This window comes from Streptomyces sp. NPDC048270 (genome assembly GCF_040652335.1).
Taxonomy (GTDB): Bacteria; Actinomycetota; Actinomycetes; order Streptomycetales; family Streptomycetaceae; genus Streptomyces.
In genome coordinates this window covers 78,495-91,659 of sequence record NZ_JBEZLV010000017.1, presented here as the reverse complement: position 1 = coordinate 91,659, position 13,165 = coordinate 78,495, and the positions used below count along the sequence as shown (strand labels likewise).

The following is a 13,165-nucleotide window of genomic DNA, read 5'->3' as shown; positions in this document are numbered from 1 at the left end:
CGGCGGCCGCGGCAGACCCCGCGAGTCGGCCCCCGCGGCGGGCGGTCCGGCCGGGGTCTCGGGCCGAGGGGCGGGAGCCCGTGTCGTGTCGTGCGGCGGGGTGCCGTCGAGGCCCTGCCTCAGCCCCGGGCCGGTGTGAAGACCGGGATCCGCAGGCCCTCCGCCGCCTCGCGGAAGGCGACCGCGAGGGGCATGGCGATGCGCAGGTCCGCGGGGGCGCAGCCGATGACCTCCGTCATCATGCGCGGCCCCTCCGCCAGGTCGACCACCGCCGCCGTGTAGGGGACGCGCGTCCCGAACGGCGGGAGGTCGTTGCGGTGGACCACAGACCATGTGTAGAGCGTGGCGCGGCCGCTCGCCGCCTCCCACGTCACCCGGTCCTCACCGGCCCAGCAGAACGGGCAGAACTCCCGCGGGTAGTGGTGCGCCCGCCCGCACCGCGCGCAGCGGCGCAGCAGGAGCCGGCCCTCGGCCGCCGCGTCCCAGTAGGGGCGGGTGAACTCGTCCGCCTCGGGGAGGTCGTACCGCACGTCGTTCACAGGAAGAGTCCGATCGCCGCGTCGAGGGACCAGGTCTGCCAGGACATGGCCAGCAGGGCGACCAGCGAGATGAGCGCCATCATCGCGTTCTGCCCCTGCTCGGCCCAGTCGTGGATCATCAGCACCAGGTAGAGCAGGTTCAGCAGCAGCCCGCCCACCAGCGCGATCGGGGTGAGGAAGCCGAGTACGAGGCCCAGTCCGAGGGCGAGTTCCGCGTAGACGACGAGGTACGCCATCAGCTTGGGGCGCGGCTTCACGACCAGCTCGAAGCCGCCCTTGACGAAGGTCCAGCGGTGCTTGCCCGCGACGTCGGCGGCCCAGGCGATGCCGGTGCCGCGTTCGAACCAGCCCTTCTTGTCCTTGTGCCGCCAGCTCTCCAGCCACCACAGGCCGAGGCCTATCCGGAGCACGGCGAGCCATTCGGCCCCACTGAGCCAGACGGTCTGCATCGGCAGCCCCCACCCCTCTCGCGATCGACACGCACGATCTGACGGAACGTCAGTTCAGCGGATGGGCGCCGATCACGCAAGGCCCCGGCCGCCTCCGGCTCGCCGCTTCCCGCCCGCCGGGGCCGCCCGGGCCCGGCCCGCCGCCGGGGCTCCGCGCCGCGTCCGTGATCGATCCGCAATCGATTCCCCGCTTGACCGAGACCCATCAACTCAGCGTGGCGATACGATCACACCTCATGCCAGGAGTCCCCACACCACCCGACATGACCACCCAGCCCCGCCCCGTGTACGTCATCGGCGGCGGTCCCGGCGGCCTCGCCGCGGCCGCGGCGCTGCGCGCCCGCGGGGTCCGCGCCGTGGTCGTCGAGAAGTCGGACGACGTCGGCGCGTCCTGGCGGCGGCACTACGACCGGCTTCGCCTGCACACCACGCGCCGGCTCTCGGCGCTCCCCGGCCTGCCCATGCCGCGCCGCTTCGGCCGGTGGGTCGCGCGCGCCGACGTGGTGCGGTACCTGGAGAAGTACGCCGAGTTCCACGAGCTGGAGATCGTCACCGGCGTCGAGGTCACGCGCCTGGAGAGCGACGGGAACGGCGGCTGGACGCTGCACGCCACCGGCGGGCGGGTGCTCACCGCCGCGGCCGTGGTCGTCGCCACCGGCTACAACCACACGCCCGGGCTCCCCGACTGGCCCGGCCGTGACGCGTACCCCGGCCGGCTGCTGCACGCCGCCGACTACCGCGACCCCGCACCGTACGCGGGCCTCGACGTCCTGGTCGTCGGCGCCGGCAACACCGGCGCCGAGATAGCCGTCGACCTCGCCGAGGGCGGTGCCGCCCGGGTGCGGCTCGCGGTGCGCACCGCCCCGCACATCGTGCGCCGCTCCACGGCCGGCTGGCCGGCCCAGCGCACGGGCATCCTCGTACGCCGGCTGCCCGTGCGGCTCGTGGACCGGCTGGGCGCGCTCGTCGCCAAGGCGTCGGTCCCCGACCTGTCGGCGTACGGGCTCCCGCGGCCCGCGACGGGGCTCTACAGCCGGGTCAAGGAGGGGGCGATCCCGGTCCAGGACGTCGGCCTGATCGACGCGGTCCGCGCCGGGCGGGTGGAGCCGGTGGCCGCCGTCGAGGGCTTCGAGGGCCCGGAGGTGGTCCTCGCGGACGGCTCGCGGATCACCCCGGACGCGGTGGTCGCGGCGACCGGATACCGCCGCGCCCTGGAGGGCCTGGTGGGCGGGCTGGACGGGGTGCTCGACGAGCGCGGGCGGCCCCGCACGCACGGCGCCCACACCCCCGCACAGGCCCCCGGCCTGTACTTCACCGGCTTCTCCAACCCGATCAGCGGGATGTTCCGCGAGATGGCCCGGGACGCCGAGAAGATCGCCCGGGCGGTGCAGCGGCACCTGCGCGCCCCCCGGTGCTGAGGCCCGGTTCCGGCCGGAATCGCACTCTGGACCGCCCCCGAGGGGATCTGACACCGTTCCACACACCACCTCCACCACCTTTCCTGCGCAGCCCTGTTCCTGACGGCACGTCAGTTCAGTAATCTGACTACACGTCAGTTATCGAGTTCCATCGAGGTTCATCGAGCAGGAGCGGGCGGAACGATGCTTGGATCTACTCACGGCACCCTCACCACCGACTTCCGCGCACGTGTCGAGGCCTGCGGCGAGTCCCCCAGAACGGCCGTCCACTCCTCGGCGCCGCCGTCCCCCGAGGACACGGCCGCCCTGGACGTCAGCGGACGGCCCCTGCACGCCGACGTCCCCGACCTGGACCGGTTCTTCCGGCCCGAGTCGGTCGCCGTCATCGGCGCCTCCGACGCCGAGGGCAGACCGAACACCGGCATCACCCGCCAGCTGATCGCCTGGGCGCAGCGCGTCGGCGCACGCATCCACCCGGTGCACCCGACCCGCGAGAGCGTCTTCGGGCTGCCGTGCGTGCCCTCGGTCGCGGACCTGCCGGAACAGGTGGACCTCGCCGTCCTCCTCGTCGCCGACCCGCTGCCCGTCATCGAGGAACTCGCCGAGACCAAGGTGAAGTTCGCCGTCGCCTTCGCCTCCGGCTTCGCCGAGACCGGGGACGCCGGCGCCGCCGCCCAGGCCCGGCTCGCGGCCGCCGTCGGCCGCTCGGGCCTGCGCCTGCTGGGCCCCAACACGAACCTCAACGCCTTCGAGGAGTTCCGCGAGGACCTGACCGGGCCGGCCATCGCGCTGATCACCCAGTCCGGCCACCAGGGACGGCCCGTCTACACCCTCCAGGAGCTGGGCATCCGCCTCTCGCACTGGGCGCCGACCGGCAACGAGGCGGACCTGGAGACCTCCGACTTCATCTCCTACTTCGCCGAGCAGCCCGAGGTCGGGGCCATCGCCTGCTACGTGGAAGGCCTCAAGGACGGCCGGTCCTTCCTGCTCGCCGCCGACCGGGCGGCGCGGCGCGGGGTCCCGGTCGTCGCCGTCAAGGTCGGCCGCACCGAGACCGGCGCCCGGATGGCGGCGTCCCACACCGGCAAGCTGACCGGGGCCGACACCGTCGTGGACGCCGCCATGCGCCAGTTCGGCGTGATCCGGGTGGACGGGCTGGACGAGCTCCAGGACACGGCCGCCCTGCTCGCGCGGGCCCGCAGGCCGAAGGCCGAGGGCGTCGTCGTGTACTCCATCTCCGGCGGCACCGGAGCCCACTTCTCCGACCTGGCGACCGAGGCCGGGCTCAGCCTCCCGACCCTCTCCCGGGCCAAGCAGGACGAGCTCCACCAGTGGATCCCGGAGTACCTGAACGTCGCCAACCCCGTCGACAACGGCGGCCACCCGGTCGGCGACTGGCGCGGCCGCAAGATCATCGACGCGATCCTCGCCGACCCCTCGGTGGGCGTGCTGATCTGCCCGATCACCGGGCCCTTCCCGCCCATGAGCGACAGGCTCGCCCAGGACCTGGTGGACGCGGCCGAGCAGAGCGACAAGCTGATCTGCGTGATCTGGGGCTCCCCGGTCGGCACGGAGGACGCCTACCGCCAGGTGCTGCTGGGCTCCTCCCGCGTGGCCACCTTCCGCACGTTCGGCAACTGCATCACCGCCGTCCGCGCCTACCTCGGCCACCACCGCTTCACCACCGGCTACCGCTCCCCCTTCGACGAGGCCCCCCGCACCCCCTCGCCCTCGTACCGCAAGGCGCAGGCCCTGATGCGGCCCGGGCAGCAGCTCAGCGAGCACGCGGCGAAGCAGCTGCTGCGCGCGTACGGGATCCGGGTGCCGCGCGAGCAGCTCGTGACGAGCGCGGCGGCCGCCGTGCGCGCGGCGGGCCTGGTCGGCTACCCGGTGGTCATGAAGGCCTCGGGCCCCCAGCTGGGCCACAAGACGGAGCTGGGCCTGGTCAAGATCGGGCTCACCTCCGCGAGCCAGATCCGCGACGCGTACCGCGAGCTCACCGACATAGCCCGCTACGAGAACGTCCCGCTGGACGGCATCCTGGTCTGCCAGATGGTGGAACGCGGCGTGGAGATGGTCGTCGGCGTCACCCAGGACGACCTGTTCGGCCCCACCGTCACGGTGGGGCTGGGCGGGGTCCTGGTGGAGGTCCTCGACGACGCGGCGGTCCGCGTGCCGCCCTTCGGGGAGAACCAGGCCCGCGCGATGCTGACCGAACTGCGGGGGCACGCCCTGCTGGAGGGGGTACGGGGGGCTCCCCCGGCCGATGTCGACGCCCTGGTGGAGGTCATCCTGCGGATCCAGCGGATGGCGCTGGAACTGGGCGACGAGCTCTCCGAGCTGGACATCAACCCGCTGATGGTCCTCCCGAGGGGGCAGGGGGCGGTCGCGCTGGACGCCTTGGCCATCTGCCGCTAGCGCTGCGCTGGCCGACCGATCCTGGACCTGGCCCCGCCCCTGAACCCCGCCTCCACATCGGGGGCTCCGCCCCCGAACCCCCGCGCCTCAAACGCCGGCGGGGCTGGGTTGATCCCGGCAGGGGCCGGGTTGGCCCCGGCAGGGGCCGGGTTGGCCCCGGCAGGGGCCGGATTCGGCCCCGCAAGGGCCGGGGTTGGCCCCCGCAGAGGCCGGATTCGGCCCCGCAAGGGCCGGGGTTGGCCCCCGCAGAGGCCGGGTTCGGCCCCACAAGGGCCGGGGTTGTCCCAACAAGGGCCGGGGTTGGTCCCACAAGGGCCGGTTTAGCCCCGGCAGGGGCCGGGGTTGGCCCCGCAGGGATCGGGGCCGGCCCCTGAAAGGTTGGTCTGCTGCCGTGCGTGAGGGGGTGGGGGCGGGGTGGGGTGTCGGCCGGGACTAAAACGAGATGAATCCGGCGCAGGACAGGGCCCCGCCGTCAACCCGGCCCAGGGCGCCGGACATCGAAGCCCGTCCCGGCCGACACCCCACCCCGCCCCCACCCCCGCCCCCCATCCACACCCACCCCCGAACGGGAGTACCGCCATGACCGAGGCTCCGGACGCTCCGGACACGATCCTGCACCGCACCGCCGGCAACGTCTCCTGGATCACCCTCAACCGGCCGGAGGCCATGAACGCCCTCACCTGGGACCAGCGCGAACGCGTCATCGCGCTGCTCTCCGACGCCTCCGCCGACCCCGACGTGCGGGCCGTCGTCCTCACCGCCACCGGCAAGGGCTTCTGCGCGGGCGCCGACCTCCGCGCCGCCGGCACACCGGCCACCCCCAACACCCCGGCCCCGCCCCCTCCCCCCGCCGAGCGCGTCGCCGGAGACGTGGCCCGCATGATCCGCCTAGGCGCGCAGCGCCTGATCACCGCGGTCCTCGACTGCGAGAAGCCGGTGATCGCCGCCGTCAACGGCACGGCCGCCGGCATCGGCGCCCATCTCGCCCTCGCCTGCGACCTGGTCATCGCCGCCGAAGAGGCCCGTTTCATCGAGGTGTTCGTCCGCCGCGGCCTGGTCCCCGACGGCGGGGGCGCGTACCTGCTGCCCCGCCTGATCGGCCCGCAGAAGGCCAAGGAGCTGATCTTCTTCGGTGACGCCGTCCCCGCCGCCGAGGCCGAGCGCCTCGGCCTGGTCAACAAGGTGGTCCCGGCACAGGAGCTGCAGGCCGCCGCCCGGGAGTGGGCGGAACGCCTCGCGCAGGGCCCCACCCGGGCGCTCGCTCTGGCGAAGCAGCTGGTCAACGCCTCCCTGGACGGGGACCGGGCGGCCGCGCTGGCCGCCGAGGCCACCGCCCAGGAGATCAACATGGGGACGGCCGACGCGAACGAGGGCGTGGCGAGCTTCGTGGAGCGCCGCACGCCCAAGTACACCGGCCGCTGACCGCCGGCCGGCCTCCGCCGGCCGGTACATCCGGGCGCCCGTTACATCCGGGGGTCGGGCTTCAGCAGGGCGAACTCCGCTCCCGCCGGGTCGGCGGCCCACGCGATCCGGCCGACGCCCGGCACGTCCACCGCCGGCATCGTCACCGCGCCGCCGTTCCCCTCGACCGCGGCGACGGTGGCGTCCACGTCGGCCACGTTGAAGTACGGCACCCAGCGCGGCACCCTCGCCGACCCGCCGCCCCCGTCCCCCTCCCCGCCCGGTTCCGCGACCCCGCCCTGTTCCGCGACCCCGCCGAACGAGGTCTGCTGCTGGTCGCCCTCGGCGGTGCTCAGTACCCGGTACGTCATCCCCGGCCCGGACATCTCCTGGTGCCGCCACCCGAACACCCCGTGGTAGAAGGCGAGGGCCGCGAGCGGGTCGGGCACGTGGAGCTCCACCCACACCAGGGTGTTCTCGACGGAGGCCAGCCCCAGACCGGGGGTCCTGCCCGGCTGCCAGCTCGCGAACTGCGCACCCTGCGGGTCGGTGAACTGCGCCAGCCAGCCCTCCCCCATGACGTCCATGGGCTCCATCCGCACCTGCCCGCCGCCGGACCGGACCGCCTCGGCGGTGGCCCGGGCGTCGGGGGTGGCGAAGTGCACCATCCAGGCGGACCTGGCCCCCTCCTCGGTGAGCGGGCCCAGCGCGGCGACGGTCTTCCCGTCCACCTGCCAGAAGCCGTACCCGCCCGCCTCCGGCCCGGCGGAGACGAAGGTCCAGCCGAGGACGGCACCGTAGAACGCGGCGGCCACGTCGGTGTCGGGGCTTCCGAGGTCGATCCAGTTGGGTGATCCGGTACGGAAGTCGGTGCCGAGCATCAAGTGCCTCCTACGGTTCCGGCAGTACGAGTCCGCCGGCCACGATGCCGAGCCCCCGCACGCCGGCGGGCGTACGGCCCCCTCCCGGGGCCGGGATTCACCCGTCCGGGGCAGGATTCGTACGGCCGGCCCGCGCGCTCCGCTTCAGCCGCCGGCCCGGGCGCTCCGCTTCAGCCGCCGGTCCGGGCCCCGACCCGTTCCAGGGCCGGCAGGAACTGGTCGTAGAAGTCCACCTTGATCCGGAGGGAGCGCTCCTCCATCTCCCTGAAGGCGTCGGCCGCGCCCGCGCCCCCGCTGCCGAGGTGGGCCAGCACCCGGGTGGCCAGCCGGTCGGAGTGGGTCGTGGCCAGCAGGTCGGTGGTCGCGAGCGACTCGTTCTTGGCGTCGTGCTGGTGGTGCGGGTAGTAGAAGCGCGAGACGTTCTCCCCGTCCGGGTCGAACCGCGCTTCCATGCGCTCCCACAGCCGCCCGTACTCGACGGATACCAGGATCTCGCCCCAGAACCGGAGGATGGTCAGCACCCGCAGGTCGGCGTCCGCGTGGGTGCCGGCGTCGGCGATCAGGTCGAAGGTGGCGTCGATGGCCCGCTTGGTCGCCCGGGTCGGCCTGGTGTGGACGAGGGCTTCGCGGGAGACGCCGAGCCGGTACATGTCCGCCGTCATGTCCTCGCGGTGGGACCGCATCCCGCGGCTGTCCGGGTACTCCTCGCGCAGGATGACCCGGGCGATCCGCAGTCCCTCCTCGTCCGTCAGGAGGTCGATCGCCAGGTCGTAGGCCGGGGTGAACGCGAGCGAGAGGAAGCGCCGCTGGAGGAGGACGGCGGCGAAGTCCTCTTCCGGGAGCGTCGCGATGTTGGCGAGTACCGGGTGCTGCGCGTACCGCTCGATCAGTTCGTTCTCGAACCGGTCCAGTTCTTCCACGGCCGTTACCTCTAATTCATGGTGTCGATTGATCTCTGCCAGTCGCGGAGGTCGACCTCGCGGCCGATGCCCCACAACTTGTCCAGCTCTCCTTGGACTTCCCGGCCCATCGCCGTCTCGCACCCGTCGATCTCGAGCTGGGTGGACTGGATGGCGAGCCGGCCGTGCAGGAAGGAGCTGACCAGGTAGCGGTCGTCCGCCTTGTAGACGGCGATCGACGGCAGGGAGTTGTAGACCCGCACCTGGAGCCGGTGCCGCAGCTGCGGCGGGACCTCGTCGTGGACGGACTTGAGGATCTGCAGGCTCCCGCGGACGTCCACGCCCCGGCCGGACTCCCCGGTCTGCAGCGCCCGGTCGCGCAGGTCCGCCACCAGGGAGGAAGGGTGCAGCAGCAGGATGCGCACCTCGGTCCGCCGTTCGGTGACGGCCTTGGTCAGCTCGCTCTTCAGCTGCTCGAGGTTGGGTATCCAGGTCTGCAGGATGGAGACCTCCCACCGGGCGTTCTTCAGCAGTTCGAGGAAGGCCGCCTCGGGGAACCTCGGGTGCACCCTGGTCACGCCGTCGTAGCGCTCGCGCCGCAGCTGGCCCTCGATGCCGTCGATGTCGAGCCGGGAGACCTGCGCGTTCATGGTGTCGAGCACCTTCAGGCGGTCGAACTCCATGAGGAGGAAGAGGGTGACCGTGCTCAGGATCAGCAGCGTGATCTTCGGGAGCGTGCCGCCGGGGGCCATCTTGTCGAGCCATCCGAGGAGGTCCGCGAGCAGCACCCCGACGCCCGCCGTCGCCATCGCACCCAGTGCGATCCGCTCGGCCCGGTTGCGAAAGCCATTCGCCATACCCACCCCAGCCCCCGACGTCGCTGTCGTTGGCGACGACTGTACACACGCACCTCCGGGCGCATGACGGAGGGTCATGTCTGCTTCGTCACAGGGCAGTTCGGAACCACCTCAGGCTTTTCTCAGCAGCCACAGGCGCCCCTCGTCGGGGTCCCCGTACAACTGGAACAGCTCGGGTTGCCCGGTACTGCCGGCCACCTCCCAGGCCTCGTCCCAGCCGCCGCAGTCGGGCACGGTCACGTCTACTCCCGCCCGTCCGGCCCGTGCGGTCCCGGCCGGCCGCTCCGCCCAGGTCCCCGCGGCCGTGCACGTCTCCGTGCCGCCGCCGAAGACGTGCACCGGCACGCCGTCGAGCTGCGCCGTGCCGTCCTCCCGGAGCCGGACCGTCCCGCCGTCCGCGCCGCGCCACCCGCCGACGTACGCCGTCCGCCCGAGCTCGGGCGGCTCGTAGCCCGCCGGCGTGCCCTGACCGGCCGCGACGGCCACCGCCACGGCCGCGGCGAAGGCGACCACGCCGGTTGCCAGGCCCGTCCACGCCACGACGGACGCCGGCGTCCTGCCGGTGCGCAGGGCCCGGCCCGCGACCGCCGTCGGAAGCGCCCCCGCCGCCGTGATCCAGAACCAGGAGGCGGCGTACGGGGCCCCCGCCGCCCAGGGCAGCAGTGCGCCGACCGCCGACGCCGCGAGCAGCCACACCACGGCGACCCACGGGCGCCCGGTCCGGTCCGCCAGCGCGAGGGCGGGGCGGGTGAAGACCAGGGCGTGCAGGTAGCCGCAGACCATGAGCAGCAGCCCGCCCGACACGCACACGAGGGGCAGGAGGAAGACGACCCCCGCGCCGGGAATCCCCGTGTCCCGGCCGTACGGGTCGGGGGCGCTCGGCAGGGCCATCCACACGGCCAGCCCGACCAGCACTTCACCGGCGAGGACCGCCTCCGCCCCCGGGGCGGCCGCCCACCGGTTCGGCGGGTCCTCGTGCGGCGCATGTGCTGTGCGTGCCGTGTGTGTTGCGTGTGTTGTGCTCGCTGCCCGCGCCATGCCGCCCACCCCGCCTTGAACGTGTTCAACACTCTCCCGGCGGACCCTACACCCGCTCTTGAACACGTTCAATCCCATGCCGGATCCACCCCTCCCTTCCCATCTGACGAACCGTCAGGTTCAATCGGAGGTGTGATGGGACACGCAGGGATGGCGGCCACCGTCGTCCGATACCTCAGGTCAGTCGGCTCCCCCACCTCCGCCGCGCCGGAGCAGGGGCCCGAGCCCGTCGACGCCCTGCCGCGTCCCGATCTGCGCGCCGTCGGCGAGGACGAGCGCGCGCCGGTCTCCCCCGCCGAGTTCCGGGCCGTGCTCGGGAACTTCGCCAGCGGGGTCACCGTCATCACCGCGCCGCCCGGCGAGGACGAGCGGGGCCCGGCCGGCTTCGCCTGCCAGTCCTTCGCCTCGCTGTCCCTGGATCCGCCCCTGGTCACCTTCATGGTGGCCCGCACCTCGACCACCTGGCCGCGGATCGCCCGCGCCGGGGTGTTCTGCGTGAACATCCTCGGGGCCGAACAGGGCGAGCTGTGCCGGTCCTTCGCCGTCAGCGGCGCGGACAAGTTCGCCGGGGTCGCCCACAGCCCGGCTCCCGTCACCGGGTCCCCCCAGCTCGACGCCGTGCCCGCCTGGATCGACTGCCGGATCCACGCCGTCCACACCGGCGGCGACCACCTCATCGTGGTCGGGCGGGTCGTGGCCATGGGCGCGGCCGGCGAGGACGGCCCGCTCCTCTTCCACAAGGGCCGCTTCGGCCGGCTGGCGGACTGAGCCGGAGGCCGCCGCGCGCGACAGGGCCCGGCGGCCCACGCCACGCACGGACACGCGGACACGCGGACACGCGGACACGCGGACACGCCGACACGCGGACACGCCGGCGGGCGGACACACGGGCGGGCGGGCGGGCTGGCCCGGGGAACCCGCCCCCCTGCCCCGCGCGCCCGCCAAGGCCCGCCCGGGCCTGCCGGCCCGCCCCCGCGCCGCTCAGAACGTGAGGACCCCCCGCGCCACCCGGCCGTGGTGCGCGTCGTCCGCCGCCTTGGCGAAGTCCTCCACCGGGTAGACCTCCGTCACCAGCTCGTCCAGCAGCAGCCTTCCCTGCCGGTAGAGCTCGGCGTAGAGCGCGATGTCGCGCTGCGGACGCGAGGACCCGTACCGGCAGCCCATGATCGTCTTGTCCAGGTACATGGACGACACCAGGAAGGACGCCTCCTCCTTGAAGCCGGGCACGCCGAGCAGGATCGCCTGCCCGTGCCGGTCGAGGAGGTCGACGGCCTGACGGATCAGCTTCACGTTGCCCACGCACTCGAAGGCGTGGTCCGCGCCCGTGGGCAGGATCTCCCTGACCGCCGCCGAGGAGTCCGGGACCGCCGAGGCGTCGATGAAGTGGGTGGCCCCGAACTGCCGGGCCACCGCCTCCTTCGCCGGGTTCGCGTCGACCGCCACGATCGTCGCGGCCCCCGCGATCCGGGCCCCCTGGAGCACGTTCAGCCCGATCCCGCCGGTGCCGATCACGACCACCGACTCACCGCGGTCGACCTTCGCCCGGTTGAGCACCGCGCCCACGCCCGTCAGCACCCCGCAGCCGATCAGGGCCGCCGAGGTCAGCGGGATGTCGGCCGGGATCTTCACCGCCTGCACGGCCTTGACGATCGTGCGCTCCGCGAAGGCCGAGTTGGAGGCGAACTGGAAGAGCGGCTTCCCGCCCCGCGAGAACGGCTGCCCCGGCATCCCGATCGCCTTGCGGCACATCGTCGGCCGTCCCCGGTCGCAGTCCGCGCACGCCCCGCAGTTGGCGAGGGTGGACAGCGCCACGTGGTCGCCGGGTGACACGTGCGCGACCCCCGCGCCCACCGCCTCGACCACCCCGGCGCCCTCGTGCCCGAGCACCACCGGCGGCGGGAACGGGATCGTCCCGTCGATCACCGACAGGTCGCTGTGGCACAGCCCGGCCGCCCCTATCGCGACCAGCACCTCCCCCGGCCCCGGATCCCGGATCTCCAGGTCGTCGACCACCTGGGCCTGCTTGCCGTCGAACACGACGCCTCTCACCTGGACTCCTTCGGCAGGCCGAGCACGCGCTCGGCGATGAGGTTGCGCTGGATCTCGTCCGAACCGCCGTAGATCGTGTCGGCACGGGTGAACAGGAAGAGCCGCTGCGCCTCGTCGAGTCCGAGCTCGTACGGCAGCCCGGGCGCCCACGGCTCCGCACCGGCCGCGGCCGCCGCGCCCCGGACCTCCACCGCCAGCTCGCCGAGCCGCCGGTGCCACCCGCCCCACAGCAGCTTGGCCACGCTCGGCGCACCGCCGCCGGCCGCACCACCGCCGGCGGCGGAGGCCGCGCCGAGGGTCCGCAGCGCGTTCCACCGCATCGTGCGCAGCTCGGCCCACTGCCGTACGAGGCGCTCGCGCAGCACCGGATCGCCGGCGCCGCAGGCCGCGTACGCCGCCAGCACGCGCTCCAGTTCCGCCGCGAAGCCGACCTGCTGGACCAGGGTCGAGACCCCCCGCTCCAGGGCGAGCAGCCCCATGGCCACGCTCCAGCCGTCGCCCTCGCCGCCGACGACCTCGGCCGCCACCGCCCCGTCGAAGAACACCTCGTTGAACTCGGAGGTCCCCGACATCTGCCGGATCGGCCGCACGTCGATCCGCCCGGGCTGGTCCATCCGTACGAGCAGGAACGACAGCCCCCGGTGGCGCCGGGACCCCGGCTCGGTGCGGGCCAGGACGAAGCACCAGTCGGCGTCCTGGGCCAGGGAGGTCCAGATCTTCTGGCCGGTGACCCGGAAGAGCCCGTCGGCGGCGTCCCGTACCCCCGCCGTACGGATGCCCGCGAGATCGGAGCCGGCGCCCGGCTCGCTGTACCCCTGGCACCACAGCTCCTCGCCGCGCGCGATCCCGGGCAGGAAGCGGTCGCGCTGCTCCCGGCTCCCGTACGCGATGAGGGTGGGCGCGAGGAGGTTCTCCCCGATGTGGCCGACCCGGCCGGGCGCGCGCAGCGCCGCGTACTCCTCGGCCCACACCACCTGCCCGGTCAGGGAGAGCCGGCGGTTCCCGTACCCCTCGGCCTCCCAGCCCTGCCCGATCCAGCCGCCCCGGCCCAGCTCGCGCTCCCACGCCCGCCGCGCCGCGACCCCCTCGTGCTCGCTGCCCGGCCCGCCGAGGCCCCGTGCCTGCGCGTACGGGCCCACGAGGTGCTCCGCCAGCCATGCGCGGGCGTGCCCGCGCAGCTCCTCGTCCTCGGCCCCGAAGCCGAAATCCACGCCGG

General features: G+C 73.8%; 12 protein-coding genes. 4 read left to right on the top strand and 8 right to left on the bottom strand.

From position 1 onward, the window contains the following. Positions 1 to 119 precede the first annotated feature (119 nt). Together AB0D66_RS17330 and AB0D66_RS17325 are read right to left on the bottom strand one after the other, a co-directional pair. On the bottom strand, positions 120 to 539 hold the full coding sequence (locus AB0D66_RS17330) for a Zn-ribbon domain-containing OB-fold protein (protein WP_362303412.1): 420 nt from the start codon (positions 537 to 539) through the stop codon (positions 120 to 122). Next, positions 536 to 988: a DoxX family protein gene (locus tag AB0D66_RS17325; RefSeq protein WP_362303409.1), complete on the bottom strand. Its 453-nt coding sequence runs from the start codon at positions 986 to 988 to the stop codon at positions 536 to 538. Before AB0D66_RS17325 ends, AB0D66_RS17330 begins: the two co-directional genes overlap by 4 nt. Before the next feature lie 263 nt (positions 989 to 1,251). Here AB0D66_RS17325 and AB0D66_RS17320 point away from each other — a divergent pair, with 263 nt between their 5' ends. From AB0D66_RS17320 to AB0D66_RS17310, 3 genes are all read left to right on the top strand, one after another. Beyond that, the gene (locus AB0D66_RS17320) at positions 1,252 to 2,406 is read left to right on the top strand and encodes an NAD(P)/FAD-dependent oxidoreductase (RefSeq protein WP_362303407.1); all 1,155 of its coding nucleotides are present in this window, start codon (positions 1,252 to 1,254) and stop codon (positions 2,404 to 2,406) included. A 183-nt stretch (positions 2,407 to 2,589) separates the two neighbouring features. Beyond that, positions 2,590 to 4,824: an acetate--CoA ligase family protein gene (locus AB0D66_RS17315; RefSeq protein WP_362303404.1), complete on the top strand. Its 2,235-nt coding sequence runs from the start codon at positions 2,590 to 2,592 to the stop codon at positions 4,822 to 4,824. Positions 4,825 to 5,403: 579 nt separating this feature from the next. Beyond that, entirely contained in the window at positions 5,404 to 6,246 is an 843-nt protein-coding gene (locus tag AB0D66_RS17310) for an enoyl-CoA hydratase-related protein (protein WP_362303401.1), read from the top strand. A gap of 41 nt (positions 6,247 to 6,287) precedes the next feature. On the opposite strand, the gene AB0D66_RS17305 is transcribed toward AB0D66_RS17310, so the two are convergent. From AB0D66_RS17305 to AB0D66_RS17290, 4 genes are all read right to left on the bottom strand, one after another. After that, positions 6,288 to 7,106, bottom strand: coding sequence for a VOC family protein (locus AB0D66_RS17305; protein WP_362303398.1), 819 nt, complete (start codon positions 7,104 to 7,106; stop codon positions 6,288 to 6,290). 170 nt (positions 7,107 to 7,276) lie between these two features. Then, positions 7,277 to 8,026, bottom strand: coding sequence for a hypothetical protein (locus tag AB0D66_RS17300; protein WP_362303395.1), 750 nt, complete (start codon positions 8,024 to 8,026; stop codon positions 7,277 to 7,279). An 11-nt stretch (positions 8,027 to 8,037) separates the two neighbouring features. Then, positions 8,038 to 8,862: a hypothetical protein gene (locus AB0D66_RS17295; protein ID WP_362303392.1), complete on the bottom strand. Its 825-nt coding sequence runs from the start codon at positions 8,860 to 8,862 to the stop codon at positions 8,038 to 8,040. Positions 8,863 to 8,973: 111 nt separating this feature from the next. Continuing rightward, the gene (locus AB0D66_RS17290; protein ID WP_362303389.1) at positions 8,974 to 9,900 is read right to left on the bottom strand and encodes a hypothetical protein; all 927 of its coding nucleotides are present in this window, start codon (positions 9,898 to 9,900) and stop codon (positions 8,974 to 8,976) included. 135 nt (positions 9,901 to 10,035) lie between these two features. Here AB0D66_RS17290 and AB0D66_RS17285 point away from each other — a divergent pair, with 135 nt between their 5' ends. Next, positions 10,036 to 10,668 carry a flavin reductase family protein gene (locus tag AB0D66_RS17285; protein WP_362303385.1) on the top strand — a complete coding sequence of 211 codons (633 nt, stop codon included), beginning with the start codon at positions 10,036 to 10,038 and terminating at the stop codon, positions 10,666 to 10,668. Positions 10,669 to 10,881: 213 nt separating this feature from the next. Here the strand turns inward: AB0D66_RS17285 and AB0D66_RS17280 are convergent, their stop codons facing one another. Further along, on the bottom strand, positions 10,882 to 11,949 hold the full coding sequence (locus tag AB0D66_RS17280) for a Zn-dependent alcohol dehydrogenase (RefSeq protein WP_362303382.1): 1,068 nt from the start codon (positions 11,947 to 11,949) through the stop codon (positions 10,882 to 10,884). Continuing rightward, positions 11,946 to 13,160, bottom strand: a complete 1,215-nt coding sequence (locus AB0D66_RS17275; protein WP_362303379.1) for an acyl-CoA dehydrogenase family protein — start codon at positions 13,158 to 13,160, stop codon at positions 11,946 to 11,948. Before AB0D66_RS17275 ends, AB0D66_RS17280 begins: the two co-directional genes overlap by 4 nt. Between the last annotated feature and the right edge of the window lie 5 nt (positions 13,161 to 13,165).

What these genes read in the sequence shown, in the direction of transcription:
- AB0D66_RS17310 (WP_362303401.1), top strand. Translation starts at nt 5,404, where the DNA reads ATGACCGAGGCTCCGGACGCTCCGGACACGATCCTGCACCGCACCGCC.
- AB0D66_RS17290 (WP_362303389.1), bottom strand. Translation starts at nt 9,900, where the DNA reads ATGGCGCGGGCAGCGAGCACAACACACGCAACACACACGGCACGCACA.
- AB0D66_RS17285 (WP_362303385.1), top strand. Translation starts at nt 10,036, where the DNA reads ATGGGACACGCAGGGATGGCGGCCACCGTCGTCCGATACCTCAGGTCA.
- AB0D66_RS17315 (WP_362303404.1), top strand. Translation starts at nt 2,590, where the DNA reads ATGCTTGGATCTACTCACGGCACCCTCACCACCGACTTCCGCGCACGT.
- AB0D66_RS17305 (WP_362303398.1), bottom strand. Translation starts at nt 7,106, where the DNA reads ATGCTCGGCACCGACTTCCGTACCGGATCACCCAACTGGATCGACCTC.
- AB0D66_RS17325 (WP_362303409.1), bottom strand. Translation starts at nt 988, where the DNA reads ATGCAGACCGTCTGGCTCAGTGGGGCCGAATGGCTCGCCGTGCTCCGG.
- AB0D66_RS17320 (WP_362303407.1), top strand. Translation starts at nt 1,252, where the DNA reads ATGACCACCCAGCCCCGCCCCGTGTACGTCATCGGCGGCGGTCCCGGC.
- AB0D66_RS17295 (WP_362303392.1), bottom strand. Translation starts at nt 8,862, where the DNA reads ATGGCGAATGGCTTTCGCAACCGGGCCGAGCGGATCGCACTGGGTGCG.